Raw genomic sequence first — 26,109 nt, forward strand, 5'->3', positions numbered from 1 at the left:
CCGGCCCGGTTGACATGCCGTGCGCGACAGGACGCCGGTCAATCGTTGTCCAGTACTGCCCGGATGACATGACGCGCGTTGCCCGCCATCGCGGGGTTCGTCTCGCGGTAGTACGGCAGTGCGATCACCGCCTGTGACAGCGTCCGTGCCCGCCCGCGCCGCCAGGTGGCCGCGTCCACACCGAGTGCCTCGCGGAAGATCTCCCGCGCTCCGGCGGGCAGCAGATTCCACGCCGGGAACAGGTCGCAGGCCGGATCCCCCATGCCCATGCAGCCGAAATCGATCACAGCGGTCAGCCGGCCGGCGTCCACCAGCAGATTGCCCGGCATCAGATCCGCGTGCAGCCACACCGGCGATCCGTCCCAGCCCGGGGCCCGCAGCGCGTCCTCCCACACGGCGAGGACGGCGTCGCAGTCGACGCCCTCCTCCGGAATCCTGCGCAGTCGCTCGACCGCAGCCCGCGTCTCCGCGTCCAGTTCGGCGAGCGGCCCTCCACGATGGGCCCGCGGAGCCCCCGGCAATGTGACGCCGCGCATCGCCTTCACGAACGCGGCCAGATTCCCGGCCAGCGCCCCGGGCTCCGCCAACGCCCCCGCCTCCGGGTTCCGTCCCGGCAGCCAGCGGTACACCGACCACGGCCACGGATACCCGTGCCCCGGCTCCCCGGCCCCGAGCACCTCCGGCACGCCCGTGGGCAGCAAAGGAGCGAGCCGCGGCAGCCACTCCTGCTCCCGCGCGACGTCCTTGGCGCCGCCTTCCACCAGCGGAAGCCGTACGACCATGTCCTCCCCGAGCCGGAACATGGCGTTGACCGTCCCGCCGGAGGGAAACCGCTGGATCGGCAGCTCCGCCCACCGCGGGAACCGGTCGGTGATCAGCCGCCGTACGAGATCGTCGTCGACGGGGTGCAGGCCGGGATGCATCTGCCCTGTGGTCATGGACGGTCATCCGACCGTGGGGCCTCCAGCGGGGTCAACCGCATTTCCCGGCGGCGCCCCGGGAGCGACCCGGGCGTCCTGCCGCGATCACCGCCGTGCCAGGATGCCGGGACACCGTCTGTTCCCCGGAGGCTGTCGTACGTGAGCAAGACCGAGATGGTCACCGCGCCGGACCCCCTGCTGCTGGCCGACGGCAGGCTCGCCGTCGAGGCGTGGTCGCTGGACCCGGGGCTCAGGCATCTGAACCACGGTTCGTTCGGGGCGGTTCCCCTGGTGGCCCAGCGGCGGCAGGAGGCGCTGCGCGCGGAGATGGAGCGCTCGCCGGTGGTGTGGTTCCCCGCGCTGCCCCAGCGCCTGGCCGCCACCCGGGCCGACCTCGCCGCATTCCTGCGTGTCGACGCCGCCGATCTCGCCCTGGTGCCGAACGCCAGCGCCGGCGCCAGCGTGGTGTACGCCGCGCTCGACCGGCGGGGCGGCGGGGAGATCGTCGTCACCGACCACGGCTACGGGGCGGTCACCATGGGTGCCGAGCGGCTGGCGCGCCGGTGGGGCGGACGGGTGCGGACAGCGCGGGTGCCGCTCGACGCGGACGAGGACCAGGCGTACGAGGCGGTGGTCGCCGAGATCGGGGAGGCCACGGAGCTGGTGGTCGTCGACCAGATCACCTCGGCGACCGCGCGCCGGCTGCCCGTCGAGCGGATCGGCGCCGAGGCGCGGCGCCGGGGTGTGGCGATGCTGGTCGACGGCGCGCACGCGCCCGGGCTGCTCGCCGCGCCGCTCGCGGACGCCACGTACGACTTCTGGACCGGCAACCTGCACAAATGGGGCTGTGCCCCGCGTGGCACCGCGGCCTTGGTCGCCCGCGGGCCCCTGCGCGATCGGCTGCACCCGCTCATCGACTCCTGGGGCGCCCCGGATCCCTACCCCGACCGCTTCGACCAGCAGGGCACGCTCGACGCCACCTCCTACCTAGCCGCGCCGACCGCCCTCGCCTTCGTCGAACGCAGCTGGGGCTGGCCCGCCGCCCGCCGCTACCTGCACGACCTCGCCGACTACGGCGCCCAGGTGATCGGCGCCGCCGTCACCCGGCTCACCGGCGAGGACAGTCGCGTGGACGTCGGCATGCCCGTTCCCGGCATGCGCCTCGTACGGCTCCCGGACGGCCTGGGCGCCACCCGGATCGAGGCCGACGCGCTGCGCGACCGGGTCGCCCGCGAACTCGACGTGGAGGCCGCCTTCACCAGCTTCGACGGCATCGGGTATCTGCGCCTGTCCGCCCATGTCTACAACACCGCCGACGACTACGAGCACTTCGCCGAGGAGTGCGTTCCGGTGCTGGGCGACTGGGCCGCTACTGGCCGGCGTGCGGCACCCGGACGACCGCGACCCCTCCGTCCAGGTCCACCGTCGTCCGGTTCGGCGGCGCCCCGTCCTCCTCGTCGTCCCGCATGACCAGGGACGACTGGCGCTCCTTGAGCTCGTTCTGCTTGCCGGGCGAGAAGCTCGCGTGGAGCTGCTCGAAACCGGTCGCCGAGATCTGGCCCTGCCGGACGCTGTTGCGCCAGGGCAACAGACCTGCCCGCCCGGCCCGCAGAAGCAGCTGATCCACGAAGGCCACGGCGGTCAGCAGGATGACCAGCCCGGGCAAGGTCATGAAGACGGCGAGTCCCATGGCCAGAGGATCTACGCCGCGGAGGCGATGCCGCAAGCCCTTCACTAGCCCTTCGACGGACGGGTTGCCCGCCGACCGGTCAACTCCCAGCTCACGCAGGGTTTCCCGGTCGCTCCTCGGACGGGCAACAGGAAACCCGTCGATCGCGGCACCCTCCCGGGACAGGCTGATCCCGTCAGCTCGAAGCACGGCCTGCGACGACGCAGGAGACCAGCTAGGGGGAAACATGCGCAAGATGATGAGCGCCGCCGCCGCCGCGTTCGCGACCGCGGCCACGGCAGTGGTGGCGATGAGCGGCGCCGCCCAGGCCGCGCCCGCCGGCGACACGGCGCTCTGGGGCTGCCCGTCGGGGGCGGTGTGCATCTACGGCGAGGGCGTGAACCCGGCCCTCAACCCGCACCCGACGAACGTGTACTACAGCTACGGCGCCCACAACCTGAGCAACCAGTTCGGTTACCACGTGGTCCTCAACAACCAGTACGGCGGCGCGTCCGCGAGCCTGTGCAAGAACTACGGCGGTTCCAACTGCGTCTGGGACATCCCGCAGGACTACTACGTCAACTACGACCTCACACCCATCAACTCCATCACCCTCAACCGCCCGTAACGCACCTTCCGCCACGGGGGAGCGACCGCCGGGACCGGCCCCACACCGGTCCCGGCGGTCCCGTTCTCGCCACTCCGGGTGAAAGGCTTGGCTCCCTGTCCGACCCCCGCAGTAACCTGGGCATCCGCCGTCTCACGATCCGGGCAGGCCAGTGCCAGGGGGGACGCCTTGGGGGAGCAGGAACACGCACACGCGGGCGTCGACCGGACCGACCAGCCGGAAAGCCCCGCACAGGCCACGCCGTCCTTTCCGGCGCAGCTGAGACGGCTGCGCCGGGAGCGCGGGATGTCGCTGGCCGACCTCGCACGCCGGACGCACTACAGCAAGGGCTATCTCAGCAAGATCGAGACCGGCGTCAAGCGGGCGACCGTCGATGTCGCCCGTCAGTGTGACCACATCCTGGGCGCCGGGGGCGAGTTGCTCCGGCTGGTGCGGGACACCGCCCCGGCCGAGCGCGGTGGCGTGCCGGCCGCCGACTCCGGCGCGCCCGCCTGCCCCTACCGCGGCCTGGCGGCGTTCACCCCGCAGGAAGCGGCCTGGTTCTTCGGCCGGGAACGGGCCACGGCCGCCCTGGTCGAGCGGGTCTTCCAACGCGTCGGCGCCGGGCCGCTGTTGCTGGTCGCCCCGTCCGGTGCCGGCAAGTCCTCCCTGTTGAACGCCGGTCTCGTCCCGGCACTGCGACGCCCCGGCGGCTTCCCCATGCCCGGCGCCGACCGCTGGCCCGTGGTCGCCCTCACGCCCACCGCCCATCCGCTCGACGAACTCCTCGAACGAACCGCGAAGGTCCTCGGCAGCGATCTCGAACTCACCCCGACCGAGTTGGCCGAGCGCCCCGAAACCCTGCTGGACGTCGTCCGCGCCCGCTCGGAGGGCGCCCCGCCGGGCCCGGACGGCCGCCGCCCGCCACCGGTGCGGCCGGTGCTGCTCGTCGACCAGTTCGAGGAGCTGTTCACCCTCTGCTGCGACGAGGACGAGAGACGGACCTTCGTACGGGTCCTGCACGCGCTGTCCACCAGCCCGGACCCGGCGGTCGTCGTGCTCGGCGTCCGCGCCGACTTCTCCGGACGCTGCCTCGAACTCCCCGGACTCGCGCCCCTGTTCAGCGACGGACTGTTCGTCCTTCCCCCGATGTCCGTCGCGGAACTGCGGCAGTCCATCACCCGCCCCGCCGAACTCGCCGGCGTCACCCTGGAACCCGGCCTGGTCCCCCTCCTCCTGCGCGACGCGGGCCTGCGCGACGAAGGGGCCGGCGCGAGCCGTACCACCGCCCCCGACGACACCCCGTCCGGCGCGCTGCCCCTCATCTCGCACGCCCTCCTCGCCACCTGGCAGCAGCGCGAGGGCACCACCCTCACCGTGGCCGGCTACGAGCGCACCGGCGGCATCCAGGGCGCCATCGCCCGCACCGCCGAGACCGTGTTCGCCCAGCTCTACCCGGCCGAGCAGAAGTCCATCCGGCGCGTCCTGTCCCGTCTCGTCCACGTGTCCGACGACGGGACCGTCGCGACCCGGCGCCGCACCGGCCGCGGCGCCCTCATGGAACAACTCGGCGACGCGGACGCCGCCTCCACCGCCCTCGACGCGTTCGTCCGGGCCCGGTTGGTCACCGTGGACCGGGACACCGTCGAGATCACCCACGAGGCCCTGCTCCACGCCTGGCCCCGGCTGCGCGACTGGATCCACGCCGACCGGGCCGGTCTCCTCATCCACCAGCAACTCGCCCACGCCGCCGCGGAATGGGAGCGCGAGGAGCGCGACCCGTCCGCCCTCTACCGCGGCACCCGCCTCGACACCGTCCGCTCCTGGGCCGACGAACTCGACGGCCGCAGCCGTCTCGGCCCGAGCGAAGAAGCCTTCGTGCTGGCCAGCCAGGCGGAGGAGGACGCCCGCCACGTCCTGGCGAGGCGTCAGACACGGTTGCGGCAGGCCCTGTTCGTCGTCCTCGCCGTCCTGCTCGGCCTTGCCGTGACCGCCGGCGGCCTCGCCTACCAGCAGCGCTCGGCCGCCCTCGCCCAGGAGCGTGTCGCCCGCTCCCAGGCCCTCGCCGTGCAGTCCACCTCCCTGGCCGGTGGCCAGCCCGAGGCCTCCATGCTGCTCGCCGAGGAGGCCTACCGCGCCGACCCCACTCCCGAGGCGCGCGGGGCCCTGCTGAGCACCCAGGCGCAGGCGTTCTCCGCCCGTCTCGTCGGACACCACGGGCCCGTCAACGCGGTCGCCTTCGCCCCCGACGGCCGGCTGCTGGCGACGGCGGGCGCGTACGGCACCGTCCAACTGCGCCGGACAAGCGACCACCGGACCACCGCCACCCTGACCGTTCCCGGACGGGTGCGTTCCGTCGCCTTCAGCCCGGACGGGCGCACGCTCGCCGCGACCTCCACCAACGGCCCGGTGCGGATCTGGGGCACCGCCGACCGCCGGCTGCGGACCCTGCTGCCCGCGGCCACCCAGGGAGCCCACGCGCTCGCCTTCGACCCCCGCGGCCATACCCTCGCCGTCGCCGCCGACGACGGAACGGTCCAGCTGTGGAACACGGGCGCCGGACACCCCGCAGAGGTGCGCCTCGTCGGGCACACCGGCCGGGTCAACACGCTCGCCTACGCCCCGGACGGGCGGACCCTGGCCTCGGGCGGCGCCGACCGCACCGTACGGCTGTGGGACACCGACCGGGCCCGCCCGACGGCCGTGCTCAGGGGGCACACCGACGAAGTGCTCGGGGTGGCGTTCGCCCCCGACGGGCGCAGCGTGGCCTCCGGGGGCGTCGACCGGACCGTACGCCTGTGGGACGTGGCCGGGCACCGGGCCACGGCGACGCTCACCGGGCACAGCGACGACGTCAACGCGGTCGCCTACACCCCGGACGGCACCACGGTCGTCAGCGCCGGCGGCGACGGCACGACCCGTCTGTGGGACGTCCGCAGCGGCCGTCCGGCGGCGATCCTCGCGGGCCACACCGACTACGTGATGTCCGTCGCCGTGAACGAGACCGGCACGACGCTGGCCACCGGAGGGTTCGACCAGTCCGTGGTGCTGTGGGACCTGCGCGGCCCGGTGCTGACGGCGCGTCCGTTCACCGAGGTCTCGCAGGCCGCGTACAGCCCGGACGGGAAACTTCTCGCCACCGCCGACGCGGACCACACCCTTCGCCTGTGGGACGTGGCACGGCACCGCATCGTGACGACGTTCACGGGGCACCGCGAGAGCGTGTTCTCGGTGGCGTTCGCGCCGGACGGCCGCACCCTCGCCTCCGCGGGCTCGGACGGCACGGTCCGGCTGTGGGACATCCCGTCGCACCGTGCGCTCGCGACCCTCACCGGCCACACCGGCGATGTGTTCTCGGTGGCCTTCGCACCGGACGGCCGCACCCTCGCCTCCGCGGGCGCCGACCGCACGGTCCGCCTGTGGGACGTCGCGACCCACCGTCAACTCGCCGTCCTGACCGGTCACACGGACTACGCCAACGATGTCGCGTTCAGTCCGGACGGCCGCACCCTGGCCAGCGCGAGCGACGATCTGACGGTCCGGCTGTGGGAAACGGCCACCGGCAGGCTGCTCGCCACCCTGACCGGCCACACCGGCGCCGTACGGGGCGTGACCTTCAGTCCCGACGGCTCGACCCTTGCGAGCGGCGGCAACGACGGGACGGTCCGGCTGTGGGACGTCCGCCACCGCCGCCCGGAGGCATCCCTGACCGGCCACACCGGATCGGTGCGCGGCATCGCCTTCTCACCGGACGGCCGACTCCTCGCGAGCAGCGGCAGCGACCGGACGGTACGGCTCTGGGACGTGCCGGGACGGCGGCCCTGGGCCACGCTCACCGGACACACCAACGCGGTGTGGGGCGTCGCGTTCGGCCCGGACGGGCGGACCGTGGCCAGCAGCAGCAACGACGGGACCGTACGCCTGTGGGATCTCGACCTCGGCGCGCAGCTCGCCCGGATCTGCCGACTGCGCAGGGCGATGGGTCCGCAGGAGCGCAAGGCGCTGATGCCGGGACTGCCCCTGTCCCCCACTCCCGCGTGCGCGCGGGCTTGAGGCGCCTGGCCGAACTCCGCTGGTGAAACGGGGTTTCCCAAGGGTTTCCCGTTGCCCGTCGCAGGGGGGTGACGCCGGGTGCTCGACCGGCCGGGACCCGGTCGGCAGGCTGAGGCACGACCATCCACGCATCACAGAAAACGGGGGTCCCGGCATGCTCCGGCGGACCGGAATCATCACAACACTCATCGGGCTGACGGCCCTTCTTCTCTGGGCACCCGCGGCCGTAGCCGCGACGTCCGCCGCCCCGGCGGCGAGCGGCTGCGGGGTCCTCGCGCCCGGCGGCTCAGCGGCCGCCGAGCGCGCGATCGCCGCGGCCTGCGCCCAGGTCGACGCGGGCACCTGGTACACCTGGGGCGGCGGCCACGGTGCCCAGCCCGGCGCCACCTACGGTCAGGTCGACCCCACCGACCCGGCCAGCCAACACGACCCCGAGCGGCTCGGCTTCGACTGCTCGGGCCTGGTCCGGTACGCCTACGCGCAGGCCGCCGGCTCCGACATCCTGAACGGCGACGCCAGCCAGCAGTACTACACGGTCCGCGCCGCCGCCCGCTTCACCGCCGCCCAGGGCATCGCCCCGCTGCTCCCCGGCGATCTGCTGGCCTACGGGACCTCGGCGGATCTGCACCACATCGCGATCTACCTCGGCGCGGGCAAGATGGTCGAGGCGAAGCAGTCCGGCACGCATCTGATGGTCAGTGACGTCCGCCTGGGCGGCGACTACTTCGGGGCGGTCCGCGTCAACACCGGGGCGGTCACCGGGCATGTCTTCCAGACCTGGGGCACCGGCGTCTGGACGAAGACGGCGCCCTCCGTCAGCGCGGACCGTGTGTACGCCTTCCCGGACTCCACCACCATCCGCGTCGAGTGCCAGAAGCACGCGGAAGTCGTCACCTCCGACGGTTACACCAACGACGCCTGGGCCTACCTGCCCGACTACAAGGCGTGGATGACAAACATCTACATCAAGGGCCCGGCCTGGCTGGACGGCGTGCCCACCTGCCCCTGAGACCTCCCGCACCGGGCTCCCTCACTCGCCGCAATGTGCCGGCGGACGGGGGAGCCCGGCCGCGCGTGCCTCCGCCGGTCGCACGTCACCCGCTATCAGGTCAAGCGTCCCGGACCCTTGACTCGGAACGCGGCCGTCGCGATCCTCGTCGCATATCTTGTGCCGGTCATGACAAGCCCAACGGTTCGTCAACCGCGCTCATCCCGCCGACCGAGGGACGTGGACAGTGACGTCGACTCCACGCACGTACCGCCGCCGCAGGAACGTCACCCTGGTGTCGCTGCTCCTGCTGGTGCTGACCATGGCGCTCGGGCCGACGCCGAGTTCGGCGGCCGGCGACGAGTGGTGGATCCCCACCGCCCGCCCGACGCCGGACTCCGGGATCAACGTCACCGGCGAGCCCTTCACGGGCACCAACTCGGCAGGCGAGGTACGGGGGTTCATCGACGCGCACGACCACCTCTTCTCCAACGAGGCCTTCGGCGGACGGCTGATCTGCGGCAAGGTCTTCTCCGAGGCGGGCGTCGCCGACGCCCTCAAGGACTGCCCCGAGCACTACCCCGACGGCACGCTCGCGGTCTTCGACTACATCACCCACGGCGGCGACGGCCGGCACGACCCGGTCGGCTGGCCCACCTTCAAGGACTGGCCCGCCTACGACTCGATGACCCATCAGGCCAACTACTACGCCTGGGTCGAGCGGGCCTGGCGCGGCGGCCAGCGGGTCCTCGTCAACGACCTCGTGACCAACGGGGTGATCTGCTCGGTGTACTTCTTCAAGGACCGCAGCTGCGACGAGATGACCTCGATCCGGCTCCAGGCGAAGCTGACCTACGAACTCCAGGCGTACGTCGACGAGATGTACGGCGGCCCGGGCAAGGGATGGTTCCGGATCGTCACCGACAGCGCGCAGGCCCGGCAGGTCGTCGAACAGGGGAAGCTGGCGGTCGTCCTGGGGGTCGAGACCTCGGAACCCTTCGGCTGCAAGCAGATCCTGGACATCCCGCAGTGCAGCAGGGCCGACATCGACAAGGGGCTCGACGAGCTGTACTCGCTGGGCGTGCGCTCGATGTTCCTGTGCCACAAGTTCGACAACGCGCTGTGCGGCGTCCGCTTCGACGAGGGCGGGCTCGGAACGGCCATCAACGTCGGGCAGTTCCTGTCGACCGGCACCTTCTGGAAGACGGAGAAGTGCACCGGCCCGCAGCACGACAACCCCATCAACGGTGCCTCCCCCTCGGCCGCCGAGGAGGACCTCCCGGCCGGCGTGAGCGTCCCGTCGTACAGCGGTGACGCCCAGTGCAACACCCGCGGGCTCACCGACCTCGGCGAGTACGCCGTGCGCGGCATGATGAAACGCAAGATGATGCTGGAGATCGACCACATGAGCGTCAAGGCCGTCGGCCGCGCGCTCGACATCTTCGAGGCCGACTCCTACCCCGGAGTGCTCTCCTCGCACAGCTGGATGGACCTGAACTGGACCGAACGCGTCTACAAGCTCGGGGGTTTCGCGGCCCAGTACATGCACGGATCGCAGGACTTCGTCGCGGAGGCCGCCCGCACCAAGGCGCTGCGCGACAAGTACGGGGTCGGGTACGGCTACGGCACCGACTTCAACGGCGTCGGCTCACATCCCGCACCTCGCGGCGCCGACGCCCCGAACAAGGTGACGTACCCCTTCAGGAGCACCGACGGAGGCTCCGTCATCGACCGGCAGGTCACCGGCGAACGCACCTGGGACATCAACACCGACGGCGGCGCCCACGCCGGTCTGATCCCCGACTGGATCGAGGACATCCGCAAGGTCGGCGGCCAGGACGTCGTGAGCGACCTCTTCCGGGGCGCCGAGTCCTATCTCGACACCTGGGGTGCGACGGAGCGGCACCAGGCCTCGGTCAATCTCGCCGACGGAGCCTCCGCGACGGCCAGTTCGGCGGAGTGGAACCCCTTCACCAGCTACGCCCCGGGCCGGGCCCTGGACGGCACCCGCGACACCCGCTGGGCCAGCGACTGGAGCGACGACCAGTGGCTGCGCATCGACCTGGGTTCCACCCACCGGGTGGGGCGGGTCACGCTCGACTGGGAGCGGGCCTACGGCAAGGCGTACCGCATCGACCTCTCCACCGACGGCACCAACTGGCAGACGGTGTGGTCCACTTCCTCCGGTGACGGGGGACTCGACACGGCCGTGTTCGCCGGGACACCGGCCCGCTATGTTCGCGTCCAGGGCCTCCAGCGGGGCACCGACTGGGGATACTCGCTCTACGAGGTCGGTGTTCACAGCGCCTGAGGCGGGAGTTCACGCATGGCACGGATGCCGTCGGCCGAGCGGCGCCGGCAGCTGACGGAGGCGGCGATCAGGGCGATGGCCCGGGACGGAGTCGCGAAGACGACGACCCGGTCCATCGCCGCCGAGGCCGGCGTGTCGCTCAGCGTCTTCCACTACTGCTTCGACTCCAAGCAGGCCCTGGTGGAGTCCGTCATCACCACGCTCACCGACCACTCGGTGAGCGTGGTGACGCGGGCACTGCGTCCCCGGGCCACCCTCGCGGACACCGTCCGGGCCGGCTTCCAGGCGTACTGGGATCACGTCCGCGCCCACCCCGACGAGCACATGCTCACCTACGAACTCACCCAGTACGCGCTGCGCGAGCCGGGGTTCGAGCACCTGGCCCGCCGCCAGTACGAGCTGTACGGCATCGCCTACACCGACCTGATCCAGCGCCTGAGCCAGGGCAGGGACCTCCGGCTCCGCGTCCCCGCCACCGCCCTGGCCCGCTACCTCGCCGCCATGACCGACGGCCTGACCCTCAACTATCTGGTCCTCGGCGACGAGTCGGCCTGGGCGGACATCCTCGACACGGTGGTCACCCATGTCGCGGGACTGGTGCGAGCCCACTAGGGACACCGTGCGGGGGCACGGTGCGGCGGTCGCCGCCTTGACGCATGCCGATATAGGCATATGATGGCCTCATGGCACGAGCGGCGACGACCTCGGACGCGTTCAACGCGATCGCCGAACCGCAGCGGCGGGAGATCCTGGTGCTGCTGCGGGGTGGCGAGCGGCCCGTGACCGACCTCGCGCGGGACCTGGGCATGACCCAGCCGCAGGCGTCCAAGCACCTGCGGGTCCTGCGGGAGGTCGGGCTCGTGCGGGTCCGCGGGATGGGCAAGCAGCGGCTGTACGGGCTGGACGCCCGCGGGCTGCGGCCGGTCCATGAGTGGCTGGGCGGATTCGAGCGGTTCTGGAACGAGAGCTTCGACCGGCTGGACGAGTACGTGCAGGAGTTGAAGCAGGCACGGCAGGAGGAACCCCACGATGACGACGACCAGTAGCGGCGGCGAGCCCGCGCCCGCGACCGCGGACCGCGAGATCGTGATCTCCAGGGTGATCGACGCACCCCGGGAGCTGGTGTTCAAGGCGTTCACCATGGTCCGGCACCTGTCGCGATGGTGGGGACCGGAGGGCTTCACCACCACCACGCGGACCTTCGAGTTCCGCGTCGGCGGAGTCTGGGACTTCGTGATGCACGGGCCGGACGGAACCGACTACCAGGAGTGGATCACCTGGCGGGAGATCGCCGCGCCGGAGCGGATCGCACTGCTGCACGGCGAGTCCCGCGACGACCCGAACGCCTTCGAGTCGGTCCTGACCTTCGCACCGGCCGGTGAGCGGACCCGGATCGTGATGCGCACGGTGTTCCCGACCAGGGAACTGCGCGACGAAGCGGTGGAGAAGTACCACGCGATCGAGGGCGGCGAGCAGACGCTGAGCAACCTGGCGGCCTACGTCGCCGAACTCACCGGGAACGGAACGGCACCGAAGGGAGCGGAGGACTGATGGCCGGGAAGGTGTTCTTCAGTGTGACGATGTCACTGGACGGCTTCATGGCGCCCGAGGCGGTGCCCGTCCAGTACGTGTTCTCGCCCGAAGGCCAGAACGACCCGAGGACCCGGCGCTGGATGGCGAAGTGGTCGGAGCTGCAGGCGTGGCTGTTCCCGCAGCGGTGGTTCAGGGAGAACCTGAAGCTCGGCGAGGGCGGCGAGGAGGGCGTCGACAACGACATCGCCCGGGCGACGTACGAGCGCACCGGTGCGAGCGTCATGGGCAAGCGCATGTTCGACGGCGGCGAGCTGGCATGGCCGGAGGAGGCGCCGTTCCACACGCCGGTGTTCGTCGTCACCCACAGCGGGCGTGACCCTTGGGAGCGGCCGGGCGGTACGACCTTCCACTTCGTCGACGACGGCATCGACAGCGCCCTGCGCCAGGCCCGCGAGGCCGCCGGAGACCGGGACGTGCGCATCGCGGGGGGCGCCGAGACGATCCAGCAGTACCTGAACAGCGGACTGATCGACGAGTTCTCGATCACGCTGGCCCCCGTCCTGTTCGGCACCGGCATCCGTCTGTTCGACCACGTCGACCCCGACCATCTGGCCCTGCGGCAGACCCGTACGGACGCCTCGTCCCGGGTGACCCACCTGACGTACACCGTCGAGAAGCGGTAGCCGGCATCCCCACGGCGAAGGCAGGGCGGCACCCCCAAGCAGACCCGCGGAGCGGTGAGCGTCTCCACCCGTTGACGCGTCAGGGAGAAGGCTCCGTCAGCGGGCCTCCTCGCCGCCCGCCAACCGGTCCGCGAGACAGGCCAGATACAGGGCCATGGTGGTGCGGTGCTCCCGCAGCGGGCGGCCGGTGATCTGCTCGATCTTGTTCATGCGGTAGACGACCGTGTTGCGGTGGATGTGCAGGGCCGCCGAGGCCCGTACGAGGTTGAAGCCGCTCTCGCACCACGCGGTGATGGTGTCCCGCAGCGCCGGCCAGTCCGACTGGGCGCGCAGTTCGGCCGTGGTCAGGTCGAGCAGACGTCCGCGCGCGGGCTGGCCGACGGCAGCCAGGAGCTGGTGGACGCGCAGGTCGCCGATGGCGTGGACCCGGGAGCCGTCCGCGAGCCGGGAACCCAGGCGCAGCGCGTCACAGGCGTCCTGGTAGGAGTCGTGCAGTCCGCCGACGGAGGCCGCGGGCTCGCCGATGCCGGCGCGGGCGGTCAGCCCGTCCTGGGCGGCGATCACATCGGTGACCCGGCGGCAGGCGGCGAGCAGGTCCGCCGGGTTGTGGTCGGTGAGCCGGTGCAGCACGCCGATCCATCCGGGAGTCGTGGAGGCCACGACGTCCTGCGGGTCGGCGAAGACCTCGCGGACCGTGCGCAGCAGTTCCGAGCGGATCAGCGCCATGTCCTGGGTCGGCGTGCGGTGCCGGCGGGCCGTCGTGCTGGGCACGCCCACCTCGACGGCCACCGCGACCCGCGGCAGGCGCAGGTCGAAGCCGAGTTCGGCGGCGCGGAACATCAGGAACTCGCCCTCGACGACTTGCGGGTCGTACGAGGCGATGTCGGCCAGCAGCTTCTCCGCGGCCCGCTCGGCCAGCAGACGGGAGCGGAGCATCACCGACTCGCGCAACAGGATCTCCGTCTGGCGCTTGACCAGCAGACCGAAGCGGCGCACCTGGGCAGGGGTCCCGGTGATACCGACCGTGCCCACCGCCCGCCCACCGGCGACCAGGGGCAGGGTGCAGCCGGGCCGCACCCCGCGCAGCCGCTGGGCCTCGGCGGCGCTGTGGGTGGTGGGTTCCTGGGTGCGTACGACCTCGACGGACGCCTCGTGGAAGGTGCCCACCCGGCTGGTGTCACCGCTGCCGATGACCATGCCGTCCGAGTCGGTGATCAGCACATTGAAGCCGATCACGGCGGAGGTGTCCGCGGCGATCTCCTGGGCGAGTGACGGGCTCAGCACGGTGTTCCTCCCGCCGACGGGCCGGTTCCGCTTTGGCCGCACCGTACAGGGGAGGGGGCGATTTCGGCCACAACCTCGTACGGAGTGACCGATGACGCGTGCCTGCGCGATCCCTAGCGTATGGCCCCAATCAGAACCCCGCCGAGGGCACAGCGCGGTGAACGGCGGGTCCCTTCAGCGCCCAGACGGAAGGCCCGAGCCGATGATCCGTGCGCGTTCCCTCATATCCGCCCTCCTGACCGGGGCGTTGCTCTCCACGGTGGCCGCGTGCGGCTCCGGCGGTGGCGACGACCCCAAGAACGTCTCGGCGAAGACCGCCGCCCTCGGCACCCTCACGCCCGGGGTCATCAAGGTCGCCGTCGAGCCCTACGCCCCGTACACCACGGTCCGGGGCGGCAAGATCGTCGGCCTGGACGGCGACATCCTCACGGCCGTCGCCAAGAAGCTCGGTCTGCGGATCAAGCCGCAGGTCACCGACTTCGCCGGGATGCTGGCCGGGGTGCAGTCCCGCCGGGTGGACATCACCGTCGGCGGTGTCGCCTGGTCCGCCGAGCGGCAGAAACAGGGTCTGTTCACCGACCCGCCCTACTACTCGCCCCCGGCGATGGCGGTGCGCGACGGCAGGACGTACAAGACGGTCGACGACCTCAAGGGCCTGAACCTGGGCACGGTCGAGGGCTACGTCTGGGTCAAGTCCATCCAGTCCGTGCCCGGCGCCAAGCTGCACGCCTACCCGGACGCCAACGGTGTCTTCGACGACCTCGGCGCCGGCCGCATCGACGTCGGCTTCCTCGACCCGCTGCTCATCATCGCGGCGCAGAAGCAGCGCCCCGACCTGAAGATCAGCACCGAGTACCTGACCCCGCCGACCGCCGCCGAGGTCAAGGCCAAGCCCGCCTACCAGTACTTCCAGCCCTACCAGACCGGCTTCTACCTCCCCCAGCAGGCGGGGAAGCTGGAGAAGGCGATCTCCGCGCAGATCGACGCCATGTACACCGACGGGGAGATGGCCAAGCTCGTGCGGAAGTACGGCGGTGACCCCGAGCAGTTCCTCAAGCCCGCCGCCGATGTCGCCACCGCACGCCGTGGCGTGGACCGGCCCGCGAACTGGACGCCGCCGTCCATCAGCAAGTGAGGCGATGACCATGTCCGGTCTCTTCCAGGTCCCCTGGTCCGACTACCGCCCCGACCTGCTCGACGCCCTCGGACGGACCGTCTCCTACACGGTGGTCAGCTTCGCCGGCGCGGTTTTGCTCGGCCTGGTGGTGGCACTGCTGCGGCTCAGCAAGGTCTGGCCCGCCCGGGCCGTCGCCGCCGTCTACACCGAGGTGTTCAAGAACGTCCCCCTCCTGGCCATCATCTTCCTGACCTACTTCGGGCTCGCCTCGGCCGGGATCCGGCTGGACGTGTTCACGGCCGGCTGTCTCAGCCTGATCGTCTTCTATGCCGCGTACCTGTCCGAGATCTTCCGGTCCGCCATCAGCGGCGTGCACGAGGGGCAGACGGAGGCCGGCGAGGCGCTCGGTCTCGGCAAGGCGGGCATCTTCGCCCACATCGTCCTGCCGCAGGCGGTACGGCAGGCGTTGCCCGGCACCAACACCATGCTGGTCGACCTGCTGAAGTCCACGTCGCTGCTCGTCACCGTCTCCGCCGCCGAGCTGATGTCGGAGGGGCGGCTGATCACCTCGGAGACCTTCCGCGCGCTGGAGGTCTACCTGGTCATCTCCGCCGTCTACTTCGCCCTGTGCTATCCGCTGTCGCAGCTCCTGCTGCTGCTGGAGCGCAAGGTCCGGGCGGGCGTCCCGCTCTCCCCGCGGCGCCGGCGCCGGGTGCGCGCCGCGCGAGCGCTGCTCGCCGCCGACCTCGACAACCTCAACGACCGCGTCAGTGACCGGAAGGAGGCCGTCGTATGACCGAGCCCGTCGCCACGGCGAAGACCGTGGCCGCAGCCCGCGCCGAGGCAGTGGTCCGGATCGAGGGGCTGAGCAAGTCCTTCGACGGGCGGCTCGTCCTCGACGACGTGAGCCTGGAGGTCGACCGCGGCCGTATCGTCAGCGTCATCGGGCAGAGCGGCGGCGGCAAGACGACGCTGATGCGCTGCGTCAACCTGTTGGAACGGCCCGACCGGGGCACGGTCGAGGTGGCCGGCGAGGTGGTGCACAGCGGCGGGCGGACCGTCTGCCGGGATCTGCCCGCGCTGCGCCGTACCGTCGGCATGGTCTTCCAGAAGTTCAACCTCTTCCCGCATCTGACGGCCGTGGAGAACATCGTGCTGGCCCAGCGCAAGGCGGGCATCGCCGAGGCGGAGGCCCTGGAGCGGGCCGTCACCCTGCTGCGCCGGGTCGGTGTCGCCCACCGCGGACTCGCCCGGCCCGACCGGCTCTCCGGCGGCGAACAGCAGCGCGTCGCCATCGCCCGGGCACTCGCGCTCCGCCCCGAAGTGCTGCTCTTCGACGAACCGACGTCGTCCCTGGACCCGGAATCCACCCGCGAGGTGCTCACCGTGATGCGTGAACTGGCGGCGGACGGGATGACGATGCTGCTGGTGACGCATGAACTGCCCTTCGCCCGTGAGGTGTCCGACCATGTCGTCTTCGTCGACGGCGGCCGGATCGTGGAGGAGGGCCGGCCCCAGGACGTCCTCGACCGTCCGGCCGAACGCCGGACCCGGGAGTTCCTCGCCGCGTACGGGTCCGCGTCATGAGCGCTCCCCTGGTGGTGGTCGGCGGCGGGGTCGTGGGGCTGTGCGCCGCGTACTACCTGGCCCGGGAGGGCATGCCGGTCGAGGTCGTCGAGCGACGGGGCATCGGTTCCGGTGCCTCGCGCGGCAACGCCGGCTGGGTCTGTCTGAGCCATTCGACGCCGGTGCCCGCTCCGGGTGTCGTGCGGTACGCCCTGCGCTCCCTGGGCCGCCCGGACTCGCCCCTGTATCTGCGGCCGCTGCCCGACCCGGCGTTCGCGCGCTGGCTGTGGCGGTTCTGGCGCAGCAGCACACCGGTCGCCTTCCGGCGCGGTTACGCGGCGATCGCCGAGCTGAACCGCGACACCTTCGATCTCTTCGACGGCCTGCGCGCGGCGGGCGTCGGGACCACCCTGACCCGCCCGGGCATGGTGCACGCGTTCCTCTCACCGACCGAGGCCCGTCATCACCTCGCGCTCCAGCGGGAGATGGCCGACGGGCGTTATCCGCTGCCGGACGACGTCGTCACCGGCGAGGAGGCCCGGCTGCTGGACGACGCGCTGTCCCCGCAGGTGCGCGCGGCCTACCTGGTGGAGGGGGAGGGCGTGGTCGACCCCGAGGCCTTCGCCCGCGGGCTCGCCGAGGCACTCGCCGCGCTGGGGGTCAAGGTCCACGAGAACACCGGGGTCACCGGGTTCCGTACGACGGCGGGGCGGGTCACCGCCGTGTCGACCACCACGGGCGAACTTCCCTGCTCAGGCGTCGTCATCGCGGCCGGCATGCGCTCGGCCGGTCTGCTGCGCGCCCTCGGCCGGCCCCTGCCGCTGCAGGCCGGCAAGGGCTACAGCTTCTCCGTCGACCTCGATCCGGCCCCCCGGCACACCCTCTACTTCGGCGAGCGCCGGGCCGTCGCCTCGCCCATCGGCCCGACCACGCGCATCGGCGGCACGATGGAGCTGAGCGGCAACAACAACCGGCTGGACTGGCGCCGGGTGGTCGCCGTCGCCCTCGCCAGCCGGCACTACCTGGGGAAGTGGTTCGAGGACCCCGACGACCTGGTCGGCCAGATCCGCGATCCCTGGGTCGGCGGACGGCCCTTCCTGCCCGACGGACTGCCCGTCGTCGACCGACTGCCTGGCTACGACAACGCCTTCGCCGCCACCGGCCACGGCATGCTCGGCATCACCCTGGGCCCGGTCACCGGCCACCGGCTGACCGAGTACATCCGCACCGGCCACCGCCCGGAGATCCTGGCACCGTTCCGCTTCGACCGGTCGATCACTGCACAGGGATGAGCGGGATGCGGACCCGGGAGGCGGGCGAGGTCTTCGGCCCGCGCATGACCCTGTTCGCCGATGTCCTCGGCGTCGGCCTCGCCACCACGGCCGCCTGACTGCCCCTGCTGACCGCACCGGCCGCGCTGTCGACGGCATGCGGCTGCGGGGCGCGGGGGAGGACCGACCGGCCACGGCAGGACGGCACTTCGCGCTGCTGCGGCGCCGGCTGCGCGCCGGCGATCTGGCGGCCGGCGCGATCGCCCTCGCCGGCGCGGTGCTGTTCGCGGCCGACCTCGCGCTGGCCGGGGCGGGACTGCCGGAAGCGGCGCTCTTCGCGACCGTGGCCGCCGCCATCGGGGCGACGGCCCTGGTGGTGGGGCTGAGGGCGTGCGGGTGTCCCGAGTCGCTCACCGGCTGGCCGGCCGCCGTGCGCGAGGCCGCCCGGGACGCCGTGCGCGACCCGGGCGGCAGCGCCCTGGTGCTCCTCGCCGTGGCGACCGCCGCCCTGCGCGCCTGGATGCTGATACCGCTCGCGTTCCTGGCACCGGGACCACTCGCGCCGGCGCTCACGGCGGTGGACGTACGGCTCGCGGGCAGGACGGACGGGGCTACGGCAGCCCCCACGCGGCCCCCGGCTCGGTGACGGCCACCGGGGCGATGGTGAGGTCGGGGCGGGGGCCGGTGTGCAGGAGGACCTCGCGGCCCTTGGGCAGGTCGACGGAGACAGTGCCGGGTGACACGGCACTGACCCGGGCGGCCCGCCCGTCGTCCAGCACGGCGGTCAGCCGCCCGTCCCCCAGACCGTGTCGTATCACCAGCGGCTCGCCCGCCAGACTGCGCACCCGCACGAACCGGGTGACCCCGCCCGTGCGCACCGCGCTGACCAGGAACGCCCCCTGGGTGCGGAAGTCGTGCAGGGTGACGTCGGCCCAGGCGGACGGCACGGCCGGGAAGACCCGGATGACACCGCCCCAGCTCTGGCAGAGCATGTCGTGCAGGGACTGCGAGGCGGACAGGGGTGTCTCGATGACCGGACCGGCCTCCGTGTAGTGGGTGTTGGCCCGGCACGGGTAGCGCGTGGTCGGATCGAAGAACTTCTTCAGGTACGACAGCGCGGTGTCGCCGTTCTCCATCATCGCGTACATCGACGCGGCGCCGGTGTAGCTGTAGCCGCGGTGGGCACCGGTGAGGGCGTGCCAGCGCACCACGGACTTCTCGATCAGCTCCCGCTGCTCCTGCTGGTCCCAGTTGACCAGGTAGAGCGGGTAGACCATCAGCAGGTGGGAGTAGTGGCGGTGGGACTGCGCGTACGGTGTCTCCGCGCCGATCATGAAGCCGTTGTCGTCGACCGGATGGGGTGTGAGTCTGGTGAGGATCTCCCGCCAGCGGGCCCGGAGCGGGTCGTCGACGCGCAGCCGTTCGGTGATCTCCAGCAGGGTGGTGCAGCCCCAACGGATCAGGGAGAGGTCGTAGTTGGTGTCCCTCGGCGGGACCACCGGGTACTCCGGTGAGAGCGTGGAGGGCAGGTGCAGCCTGCCGTCGTCGCCGGGCTGGAGGAAGTGCCAGTAGTAGGTGACGGCGCGGCTCAGCAGGGGATAGATGGTGTCGCGCAGCAGCCCCTCGTCCATGGTGTGCCGGTAGCTCAGCCAGGCGTTGTGCAACGCCCAGGTCAGGTCGCCCACTTCGGCGCCCGTTCCTGGCTGCCCCACCGCGCGTTCGGCGAACATGTCGGAGCTGCGCCCGATCCCGGCGCTGTCGGAGCGGTACGGGGCGGGCACGTTGGCGGCCAGCTGCTCCTGGTTCTGGCGCAACGTGCTGACGAGCGAGTCGAGTTCGAGGTGGTTGGAGCCGTGGATGAGCCAGTACTCCAGCTGGACGTTGAGGTTCCACCACACCGCCGGCCAGGGCGTGGGCTCCAGCCAGGGGCCGGAGGTGGCCATCACCGGGCCGCCCGCGCGGCTGGCGGAGGCGACCTTGTAGAGCTGGATCCAGTGGAAGCTCTGCAGTCGCTGGTCCGGGAACGACACGAAGCTCCTGCGGTGGAAGGCGTGCCACCAGCCGGTGTGCCGGGACCGCAACGCCGTGTACGAGGGGGCCCGTTGGATCTTCCTCAGTGACAGCTCAGCGGCGCGGGTGTCCGAGGGATGGCTGTGGGCGACGGTGAGCAGGAGAGTGTCGCCGGTGCGGCGGTGGGCCGAGGCGGTCTGACCGCCGCCCACGAGAGCTTGGAGGACCTGTTCCACGTCGCCGGTGGTCCGCGTGGTCCAGGGCGGGTTGGGGACGTATCCGGCCGGGGGTGCCTCCTGGATCTTCCGGGGGCTGACGGCCTCCTCGGGGTGGAAGGTCCAGCGGACCACCTCGTCGCCGGTCGCCCTGACGCGGGCGGCCAGGACGCCGTCGTGGATCAGGGCGGCGAGCGTGAGCGTGCCCTTGTCCGTGGTGACCGAGCCGGTCAGTTCGGCGTCCCACAGGCTCAGCCGCCAGTCGACGGCCGTGATCGTGCCCACCGGGTCCAGGGTCAGATGCCCCACGGGCAGCCTCGCCGTGCCCCATCCGCTGCCGAACTCCGGCCGGTGGTCCTGGACTTCACCGTGCTGCACGGTGAAGCGGACGCCGCCCGTGTCCGGGTCCCGGTACACCATGCTGCCCAGCCGGCCGTCCCCGAGGAACGGGCCCTCGTACCAGAGTGTGGGCAGCCTGTGCCACACCAGGTCCTGTCCGTGCAGGAAGCCGGCCCACGCTCCGTCCGAGTCCATCCGGTTGCGCAGTCTCCAAGGCTCTGCCTTGCCGGAAGCCGTGTCCGGGGCCGCTGCCTCGGCCGCTCCGGGTAAGGCGACGGCGGCCGCCGTGCCGCCCAGGACGGAGCCGAGGACGGTTCTTCTCGAGGTCATTACGGAGTGCCTCCCGGCGAGAGCATGCCAAGCAATCATCGGACCTATTGCTCGATGGAGCGTAGGCAGAGGGGTAGAAGGCGTCAATGAGTTCAGCATGCTGAAGAGAGATCCGATGTAAGGTCCTGCGGACACAGCGAGGCCCTCCCGTCGGTGTCGTGCGGCCGACGGGAGGGCCTCACTGCGGCGGTGCGGCGCTACGGCTTGATGCCCACCCCGGTCCACAGGCTGACCTCGGCGTCCGTGGCCGTCGGCTCGCTGTCCGGACGCCAGCGGTGGCCCACGGTGACACCCGGATCGAGCAGTTCGAGCCCGTCGAAGAAACGCGTGACCTCGTCCTTCGAGCGGAACTGCACCGGCGTGCCGGCGCCGTTGTAGATCTCCGTGACCTTCCGCCAGGTCTCCGGGTCGAAGTCGGGCGTGCAGTGGCTCAGAGCCAGCGCGCTGCCCGAGGGAAGCGCCGCCAGCAGACGGTTCACGATGCCGTACGGGTCCTGGGCGTCCGTCACGAAGTGCATCAGCGCGTTGAGCGACAGGGCCACCGGCTGCCCCAGGTCCAGTATCTCGGCCAGCTCCGGGGCGTCGAGCAGCGCGTTCGGGTCGTTGACGTCGGCCTCGATGTACGTGGTGCGGCCCTCGGCCGTGCTGCGCATCAGTCGCTCGGCGTACTTCAGCACCAGCGGGTCGTTGTCGGCGTACACCACCCGGGCGTCGGGGACCACGGACTGGGCGACCTGGTGCAGATTCGGCTCGGTGGGGACGCCGGTGCCGATGTCCAGCCACTGGCGGATGCCGTGCTCCCGGGCCAGCACGCGCGTGGCGCGGTGCATGAAGGCACGGTTCTCGCGGGCGCAGACGAAGATGCCGGGGTAGGCCGCCGCGACGGTCTCGGCCGCCTGCTTGTCGATGTCGAAGTGGTCCTTGCCGCCCAGGTAGTAGTCGTACATGCGGGCGGAGTGGGGCCGGCTGGTGTCGATGTCCCGCGCCGCGGGCGAGTTGGTCATCCTGAACCTTTCAGAGGGGGGTGCGAGGGAGAGTCAGCCATGGGTGAGATGGTCGGCGAGGCCCCGTTTGACGCCCGCGACGAACGCGGCGATCTCCTCCGGGGTGTAGATCAGCGCGGGACCGGCCGGATCGGTCGACTGCCGTAGCGCCACGCGGCCGTCGGCGAGCTGCTTGGTCTCCACGCACTGGCCCCCGTTGGGGCCGCTCCAGGGAGACTCCCAGCCGTGCTCGCCGAGGTCGGCGGCGGGCATGCCGTTGTAGACGTCGCAGGCACGGTCGTCGATCGTGGTCATGAGTACTCCTTGCGCATGCGGTTCAGGAGTGCCCTGCTGTGCGCGTCGGACGTCAGCAGGGACATGCGGCTGTGCGCCTCGAGATGGGCGACGACGTCGGAGCGCTGGTCCAGGTACATGGCACCGGAGAGGACCTCGGTGTAGACGATGTCCGGAAGTTCGCGCTCCTCGAAACGGAAGTACGTGAAGGGGGCGCACGCGCCGACATGGGCGCCCGCGGTGAACGGGACGACGTCGACACTGATGTGCTCCAGCTCCGAGACCTCCAGGAGTCGGTCGATCTGCTCCCGCATCACCTCGGGGCCGCCGACCACCCGGTGCAGCACGGCCTCCTCCATCACGACCCACAGCGTGGGCGCGTCGGGTCTCTCCAGCAGGCTCTGGCGGCGCAGCCTCAGATCCACGCGCCGGTCGAGCTCCTCGTTCCCTTCGTTGGGGAAGCCGCCGCTCAGCACCTCGCGCGCGTACCGACGGGTCTGCAGCAGGCCCGTCACGTAGTGCGGCTCGTAGGTGCGCAGCGTCTTCGCGCCGGTCTCCAGGCTCACGTAGGCGCTGAACCAGGTGGGCAGGACGTCGCGGTACGTGTGCCACCAGCCGGGCTCGTTGGCCCGCTCGGCGTACTCCACGAACTCGTCGATCTCCTGCCGGTCCGCCCCGTAGGTCTCCAGCAGCTTCTCGACGTAGAGCGGTTTGAGGGCGACCTCCGCCTTCTCCAGACGGCGGATGGTCAGGGACGTGACCCGCAGGGCCCGCGCCGCGTCGTCCAGCGACACCCCCGCGTCCTGGCGCCGTTCCTGCAGCCGCCGGCCCAGGATCATGCGCAGAACGGTGGGCGCACTGTTGGTGCCCGCCGCGCTCGAACGGCCTTCGCTCACGCCCAACCTCCTGAAGGACAGTCACCGGTGCGAGTCTGACAGTCACTTGTTGAAGCGACCAGTCGGATACCGGCTTGTTGAAATTATCAGGCAGCCGGTTGCACGTTGAACTTGGATGCGAGCATAGTGACTTGTGTGATTCGTTTCGACGATCACACGGAACCCCCCGTCCCCGTCGGCCTGTTGCACGTCTCGGCTCGTCCGACCGCGCCCGCCCCAGGAAGGCCACCACCGTGTCCCCCCACGCGACGTCCTCCCCCCAGCTGTTAGACGTAGCCGACCCCGAGCGCGCGCACTGGATCGAACTGCCCTCGCACCGCTCCAGCGTCCGAGTCGCCCGCCGCTCCCTGAACACCCGGATGAACGGCTGGCTGCTGCCGGGCGAGCTGTGCGCGGACGCCGTGCTGCTGGTGTCCGAGCTCGTCACCAACGCCATCCGGCACACGTTCAGCGCGCGGATCCTGTGCGGCATCGGAATGGTCTCCGAGGGCTGCGTGCGCCTCGAGGTGCACGACCACGACTACTCGGGCCGCGGCCTGCCGCGACGCGAGCCGGGCCCCGACGACGAGGGCGGCCGCGGGCTGCTCCTGGTCGAGGAGCTGTCCGACACCTGGGGGGTCGACCGTTCCCGGCTCACCGGCGGCAACGCCGTGTGGGCGACCCTGAGGGTCTGAGGGCGCCCGGCACGGGGGTCCGGGCGTCCTCGGACGGGGGGTCAGGGGCGTCGGCGGACCGGGGGGTCAGTCCGAGACGGGGGTCAGCTCGGCGAGCAGCAGGGTGCGGTCGTCCGCGCCCGTCGGGTCGGAGGGGGAGTGCAGGAGGTGCCGGCACAACGCGGGCAGCTCGTCGCCCGTACCGCCGCTGTCCGCCCGGGCTTCGGTGGCCGAATCCAGTGTGCGCGCGAGGCGGACTATCTGGTGGTCGATGTCGCTGTCGCGGGACTCCACCAGTCCGTCGCTGTAGAGCACGAGCAGGGCCGGCTCCGGCACTTTGAGCACGGTCGCCTCGTAGTGCCCGGTGCCGAGCCCGAGGGGCAGGCCCGCGCCGACCAGGGGGACCGGGACAGTGCGTCCGTCGGGCCCGCGCAGCAGCGGGGGAGGGTGACCGGCGCCCACCAGGGTGCACAGGCCCCGGCGGGCGTCCCACTCGGCGTAGATGCAGGTCGCGAACGAGGCGCCCGGGGTCGCGCAGGCGAGCGCGTCGAGCCGTCGTACGAGCTCGTCCGCCGGCATGTCCAGGGCCGCCAACGTGCGCACCGCGGTGCGCAGTTGGAGCATCGCCACGGCCGACTCCGGGCCGTGCCCCATGGCGTCCCCGACGATCAGGCTGACCCGCCCGTCCGGCCGCTCGAGCACGTCGTACCAGTCACCGCCGATCACCGTGTCCGCACCGGCGGACAGTGAGCCGTGGGCGACCCGGCAGCCCTCGAACTCCCGCAGCGGACCGGGCGGCAGGCTGTTGCGGATCGCCAGCGTGGTGCGCCGCTCGTGCTCGTAGCGGCGCGCGTTGTCGAGCGCGACGGACGCCCGGGCGGCCAGCGCCTCCACGGCCGTCACCTCCGCCGGCAGGAACGCCTTACGCGCCGGACCGCGGGTGCAGACCACGAACCCCAGCGTGACGTCCCGCAGCCGCAACGGGACCACCAGGAAGGACGCCACCGACAGCAGATCCCGGATCCGCGCCTCGCCGTCGCCGGAGGCGATCAGCCGGCTCGCGGTCTGGGCGTCGACGGCGTCGAGCAACTGCGTCTGCCCGGAGACCAGCGCGCGGGCGTGCGGCGTCCCGCGCGGGAAGACGATCACCTCGTCGACCGGCAGGGCGGCCTCCCAGTCCTCGTGTGCGTCCGTTCCCACCCGCAGCGCCAGTCGGCGCGCCTCGATCCGGGGCGGGTCCGCGGTGAGGGACGCGCTCTCCCCTCGGCGCCAGCGTTCCAGCAGATACAGCGAGGCCGCGTCGCAGAAGCCGGGCGTCAGCGCGTGCGTCAGCTGGCTTCCGGTCAGCCGGAGATCGAGCTCCGTGCCGATCACGTCTGCGGCGGGCGAGAAGACCGACCGGCGGAGCGAAGGCTGGGCGGGTATGTCATCGGTGCGGCTGCGCGGTTCGTTCCGCAGGGTCGTGCCTTTCCGGGTGGGGGGCTCCGGCCGCGCGGCAGGTCAACGGGGCGCCGTGCGTCGCAGGCAACTATATGATGGTGCGTCAAGATCCATTACGGGGAAGGATGTTGTGGTGTCAGACAGCACAGATCAAAAGCCCGGAACCGATCCCGACAAGGCCAGTGTCGCCCGGATGTACGACGCGATGCTGGGCGGCCGGCACAACTTCGCCATCGACCGCGAGGCGGTGGCCGCCTTCTCCGCCATCGACCCCCAGGTGCGCACGCTGGCCCGCGCCAACCGGGCCTTCCTCGGCCGCGCCGTGCGCTTCCTCGTCGACGCCGGGGTACGGCAGTTCATCGACCTCGGCTCCGGCATCCCCACCCAGGGCAACGTCCACGAGGTCGCCCAGGCGGCGAGCCCCGGTGCGCGCGTGGTCTACGTGGACAACGACCCCGTGGCGGTCGCCCACAGCGCCTCCCTGCTGGCCGACAACCCCGACGCGGAGATCGTCGACGCCGACATCCGCCGGCCGGCCGACGTCCTCGGCTCCCCGCAGGTGCGCAAGCTGATCGACTTCGACCAGCCCGTCGCCGTGCTCATGGTCACGATCCTGCACTTCATCACGGCCGAGGAGAACCCGGCCGGGATCACCGCCGCCTTCCGGGACGCGCTGCCCGAGGGCAGCTGGCTGGCGCTGTCCCACGCGACGAACCAGGACCGTCCGGACACGGCCGCCGCGGTGGGCCAGCTGTACCGCTCCCGGGCCACCTCACCGGTCACCGCCCGCTCCCACGACGAGATCCTCGGCCTGTTCACCGGCTTCGACCTGGTGGAGCCGGGCCTGGTCCACGTCCCCCTGTGGCGCCCGGACCCCACCGACGACCTCCCGGACAACCCGTCGGAGTACTGGGTGTACGCGGGAGTGGGCCGCAAGCGTCCGTAGC

At 71.7% G+C, this 26,109-nt stretch carries 24 protein-coding genes; 16 read left to right on the forward strand and 8 right to left on the reverse strand.

Features of this window, described 5'->3' with window-relative positions; all coding sequences use genetic code 11:
* Positions 1–38 precede the first annotated feature (38 nt).
* A complete protein-coding gene (locus tag ABZ453_RS14045; protein WP_359014866.1) occupies positions 39–938 on the reverse strand; it encodes an aminoglycoside phosphotransferase family protein in 900 nt (299 codons plus the stop codon).
* Positions 939–1,079: 141 nt separating this feature from the next.
* On the opposite strand from ABZ453_RS14045, the gene ABZ453_RS14050 reads away from it, so the two are divergent.
* Positions 1,080–2,390, forward strand: coding sequence for an aminotransferase class V-fold PLP-dependent enzyme (locus ABZ453_RS14050; protein ID WP_359014868.1), 1,311 nt, complete (start codon positions 1,080–1,082; stop codon positions 2,388–2,390).
* Here ABZ453_RS14050 and ABZ453_RS14055 read toward each other — a convergent pair.
* Positions 2,290–2,610, reverse strand: coding sequence for a DUF6191 domain-containing protein (locus ABZ453_RS14055; protein ID WP_359014871.1), 321 nt, complete (start codon positions 2,608–2,610; stop codon positions 2,290–2,292). The two genes, ABZ453_RS14050 and ABZ453_RS14055, sit on opposite strands and share 101 nt — an antisense overlap.
* Positions 2,611–2,836: 226 nt before the next feature.
* On the opposite strand from ABZ453_RS14055, the gene ABZ453_RS14060 reads away from it, so the two are divergent.
* The 8 genes from ABZ453_RS14060 (at position 2,837) to ABZ453_RS14095 (ending at position 12,764) form a co-directional block, all read left to right on the forward strand.
* On the forward strand, positions 2,837–3,217 hold the full coding sequence (locus ABZ453_RS14060; RefSeq protein WP_359014873.1) for a hypothetical protein: 381 nt from the start codon (positions 2,837–2,839) through the stop codon (positions 3,215–3,217).
* A gap of 168 nt (positions 3,218–3,385) precedes the next feature.
* Positions 3,386–7,249, forward strand: a complete 3,864-nt coding sequence (locus tag ABZ453_RS14065) for a helix-turn-helix domain-containing protein (RefSeq protein WP_359014875.1) — start codon at positions 3,386–3,388, stop codon at positions 7,247–7,249.
* A 154-nt stretch (positions 7,250–7,403) separates the two neighbouring features.
* Positions 7,404–8,258: an NlpC/P60 family protein gene (locus ABZ453_RS14070; protein WP_359014877.1), complete on the forward strand. Its 855-nt coding sequence runs from the start codon at positions 7,404–7,406 to the stop codon at positions 8,256–8,258.
* Between the two features lie 226 nt (positions 8,259–8,484).
* A complete protein-coding gene (locus ABZ453_RS14075) occupies positions 8,485–10,548 on the forward strand; it encodes a discoidin domain-containing protein (RefSeq protein WP_359014879.1) in 2,064 nt (687 codons plus the stop codon).
* Positions 10,549–10,563: 15 nt separating this feature from the next.
* Entirely contained in the window at positions 10,564–11,160 is a 597-nt protein-coding gene (locus ABZ453_RS14080) for a TetR/AcrR family transcriptional regulator (protein WP_359014881.1), read from the forward strand.
* 71 nt (positions 11,161–11,231) lie between these two features.
* Positions 11,232–11,594: a metalloregulator ArsR/SmtB family transcription factor gene (locus tag ABZ453_RS14085; RefSeq protein WP_359014883.1), complete on the forward strand. Its 363-nt coding sequence runs from the start codon at positions 11,232–11,234 to the stop codon at positions 11,592–11,594.
* Positions 11,578–12,099, forward strand: coding sequence for an SRPBCC family protein (locus ABZ453_RS14090; protein ID WP_359014885.1), 522 nt, complete (start codon positions 11,578–11,580; stop codon positions 12,097–12,099). Before ABZ453_RS14085 ends, ABZ453_RS14090 begins: the two co-directional genes overlap by 17 nt.
* Positions 12,099–12,764: a dihydrofolate reductase family protein gene (locus ABZ453_RS14095; protein ID WP_359014887.1), complete on the forward strand. Its 666-nt coding sequence runs from the start codon at positions 12,099–12,101 to the stop codon at positions 12,762–12,764. The genes ABZ453_RS14090 and ABZ453_RS14095 overlap by 1 nt, the downstream gene beginning before the upstream one ends.
* A gap of 96 nt (positions 12,765–12,860) precedes the next feature.
* Here the strand turns inward: ABZ453_RS14095 and ABZ453_RS14100 are convergent, their stop codons facing one another.
* Positions 12,861–14,048: a sugar diacid recognition domain-containing protein gene (locus ABZ453_RS14100; protein WP_359014889.1), complete on the reverse strand. Its 1,188-nt coding sequence runs from the start codon at positions 14,046–14,048 to the stop codon at positions 12,861–12,863.
* A 202-nt stretch (positions 14,049–14,250) separates the two neighbouring features.
* Here ABZ453_RS14100 and ABZ453_RS14105 point away from each other — a divergent pair, with 202 nt between their 5' ends.
* The 5 genes from ABZ453_RS14105 to ABZ453_RS14125 all read left to right on the forward strand — a co-directional run bounded on the left by ABZ453_RS14105 (position 14,251) and on the right by ABZ453_RS14125 (position 18,648).
* Positions 14,251–15,183 (forward strand): transporter substrate-binding domain-containing protein, encoded by a 933-nt coding sequence (locus ABZ453_RS14105; protein ID WP_359014891.1) that lies wholly within the window; start codon positions 14,251–14,253, stop codon positions 15,181–15,183.
* A gap of 10 nt (positions 15,184–15,193) precedes the next feature.
* On the forward strand, positions 15,194–15,961 hold the full coding sequence (locus ABZ453_RS14110; RefSeq protein ID WP_359014893.1) for an amino acid ABC transporter permease: 768 nt from the start codon (positions 15,194–15,196) through the stop codon (positions 15,959–15,961).
* Positions 15,958–16,752 carry an amino acid ABC transporter ATP-binding protein gene (locus ABZ453_RS14115; protein WP_359014895.1) on the forward strand — a complete coding sequence of 265 codons (795 nt, stop codon included), beginning with the start codon at positions 15,958–15,960 and terminating at the stop codon, positions 16,750–16,752. The genes ABZ453_RS14110 and ABZ453_RS14115 overlap by 4 nt, the downstream gene beginning before the upstream one ends.
* The gene (locus tag ABZ453_RS14120) at positions 16,749–18,023 is read left to right on the forward strand and encodes an FAD-dependent oxidoreductase (RefSeq protein ID WP_359014897.1); all 1,275 of its coding nucleotides are present in this window, start codon (positions 16,749–16,751) and stop codon (positions 18,021–18,023) included. Before ABZ453_RS14115 ends, ABZ453_RS14120 begins: the two co-directional genes overlap by 4 nt.
* Positions 18,024–18,159: 136 nt before the next feature.
* Positions 18,160–18,648, forward strand: a complete 489-nt coding sequence (locus tag ABZ453_RS14125) for a hypothetical protein (RefSeq protein ID WP_359014899.1) — start codon at positions 18,160–18,162, stop codon at positions 18,646–18,648.
* Here the strand turns inward: ABZ453_RS14125 and ABZ453_RS14130 are convergent.
* The 4 genes from ABZ453_RS14130 to ABZ453_RS14145 form a co-directional block, all read right to left on the reverse strand.
* Complete coding sequence (locus ABZ453_RS14130) at positions 18,614–20,896, reverse strand: Tat pathway signal sequence domain protein (RefSeq protein ID WP_359014901.1); 2,283 nt, start codon at positions 20,894–20,896, stop codon at positions 18,614–18,616. The two genes, ABZ453_RS14125 and ABZ453_RS14130, sit on opposite strands and share 35 nt — an antisense overlap.
* 197 nt (positions 20,897–21,093) lie before the next feature.
* The gene (locus tag ABZ453_RS14135) at positions 21,094–21,900 is read right to left on the reverse strand and encodes an SAM-dependent methyltransferase (RefSeq protein ID WP_359014903.1); all 807 of its coding nucleotides are present in this window, start codon (positions 21,898–21,900) and stop codon (positions 21,094–21,096) included.
* 33 nt (positions 21,901–21,933) lie between these two features.
* Positions 21,934–22,194, reverse strand: coding sequence for a DUF397 domain-containing protein (locus ABZ453_RS14140; RefSeq protein WP_359014905.1), 261 nt, complete (start codon positions 22,192–22,194; stop codon positions 21,934–21,936).
* Positions 22,191–23,069 carry a helix-turn-helix transcriptional regulator gene (locus tag ABZ453_RS14145; protein WP_359014907.1) on the reverse strand — a complete coding sequence of 293 codons (879 nt, stop codon included), beginning with the start codon at positions 23,067–23,069 and terminating at the stop codon, positions 22,191–22,193. Before ABZ453_RS14145 ends, ABZ453_RS14140 begins: the two co-directional genes overlap by 4 nt.
* A 233-nt stretch (positions 23,070–23,302) precedes the next feature.
* Between ABZ453_RS14145 and ABZ453_RS14150 the strand changes: the two genes are divergently transcribed.
* Positions 23,303–23,743, forward strand: coding sequence for an ATP-binding protein (locus ABZ453_RS14150; protein WP_359014909.1), 441 nt, complete (start codon positions 23,303–23,305; stop codon positions 23,741–23,743).
* A gap of 66 nt (positions 23,744–23,809) precedes the next feature.
* On the opposite strand, the gene ABZ453_RS14155 is transcribed toward ABZ453_RS14150, so the two are convergent.
* Positions 23,810–25,096 carry a GAF domain-containing SpoIIE family protein phosphatase gene (locus ABZ453_RS14155; RefSeq protein WP_359014911.1) on the reverse strand — a complete coding sequence of 429 codons (1,287 nt, stop codon included), beginning with the start codon at positions 25,094–25,096 and terminating at the stop codon, positions 23,810–23,812.
* Positions 25,097–25,295: 199 nt separating this feature from the next.
* Between ABZ453_RS14155 and ABZ453_RS14160 the strand changes: the two genes are divergently transcribed.
* Positions 25,296–26,108: an SAM-dependent methyltransferase gene (locus ABZ453_RS14160; RefSeq protein ID WP_359014913.1), complete on the forward strand. Its 813-nt coding sequence runs from the start codon at positions 25,296–25,298 to the stop codon at positions 26,106–26,108.
* Position 26,109 lies beyond the last annotated feature (1 nt).

This window comes from Streptomyces sp. NPDC005799 (assembly GCF_040630525.1).
GTDB lineage: Bacteria > Actinomycetota > Actinomycetes > Streptomycetales > Streptomycetaceae > Streptomyces > Streptomyces griseorubiginosus_B.

Bases quoted from the DNA above. Each gene is read 5' to 3' on its own strand.
- ABZ453_RS14110 (WP_359014893.1), top strand. From the start codon at position 15,194: ATGTCCGGTCTCTTCCAGGTCCCCTGGTCCGACTACCGCCCCGACCTG.
- ABZ453_RS14080 (WP_359014881.1), top strand. From the start codon at position 10,564: ATGGCACGGATGCCGTCGGCCGAGCGGCGCCGGCAGCTGACGGAGGCG.
- ABZ453_RS14060 (WP_359014873.1), top strand. From the start codon at position 2,837: ATGCGCAAGATGATGAGCGCCGCCGCCGCCGCGTTCGCGACCGCGGCC.
- ABZ453_RS14125 (WP_359014899.1), top strand. From the start codon at position 18,160: ATGCGGCTGCGGGGCGCGGGGGAGGACCGACCGGCCACGGCAGGACGG.
- ABZ453_RS14095 (WP_359014887.1), top strand. From the start codon at position 12,099: ATGGCCGGGAAGGTGTTCTTCAGTGTGACGATGTCACTGGACGGCTTC.
- ABZ453_RS14045 (WP_359014866.1), bottom strand. From the start codon at position 938: ATGACCACAGGGCAGATGCATCCCGGCCTGCACCCCGTCGACGACGAT.
- ABZ453_RS14115 (WP_359014895.1), top strand. From the start codon at position 15,958: ATGACCGAGCCCGTCGCCACGGCGAAGACCGTGGCCGCAGCCCGCGCC.
- ABZ453_RS14105 (WP_359014891.1), top strand. From the start codon at position 14,251: ATGATCCGTGCGCGTTCCCTCATATCCGCCCTCCTGACCGGGGCGTTG.
- ABZ453_RS14120 (WP_359014897.1), top strand. From the start codon at position 16,749: ATGAGCGCTCCCCTGGTGGTGGTCGGCGGCGGGGTCGTGGGGCTGTGC.
- ABZ453_RS14135 (WP_359014903.1), bottom strand. From the start codon at position 21,900: ATGACCAACTCGCCCGCGGCGCGGGACATCGACACCAGCCGGCCCCAC.
- ABZ453_RS14090 (WP_359014885.1), top strand. From the start codon at position 11,578: ATGACGACGACCAGTAGCGGCGGCGAGCCCGCGCCCGCGACCGCGGAC.
- ABZ453_RS14140 (WP_359014905.1), bottom strand. From the start codon at position 22,194: ATGACCACGATCGACGACCGTGCCTGCGACGTCTACAACGGCATGCCC.
- ABZ453_RS14085 (WP_359014883.1), top strand. From the start codon at position 11,232: ATGGCACGAGCGGCGACGACCTCGGACGCGTTCAACGCGATCGCCGAA.
- ABZ453_RS14130 (WP_359014901.1), bottom strand. From the start codon at position 20,896: ATGACCTCGAGAAGAACCGTCCTCGGCTCCGTCCTGGGCGGCACGGCG.
- ABZ453_RS14055 (WP_359014871.1), bottom strand. From the start codon at position 2,610: ATGGGACTCGCCGTCTTCATGACCTTGCCCGGGCTGGTCATCCTGCTG.
- ABZ453_RS14070 (WP_359014877.1), top strand. From the start codon at position 7,404: ATGCTCCGGCGGACCGGAATCATCACAACACTCATCGGGCTGACGGCC.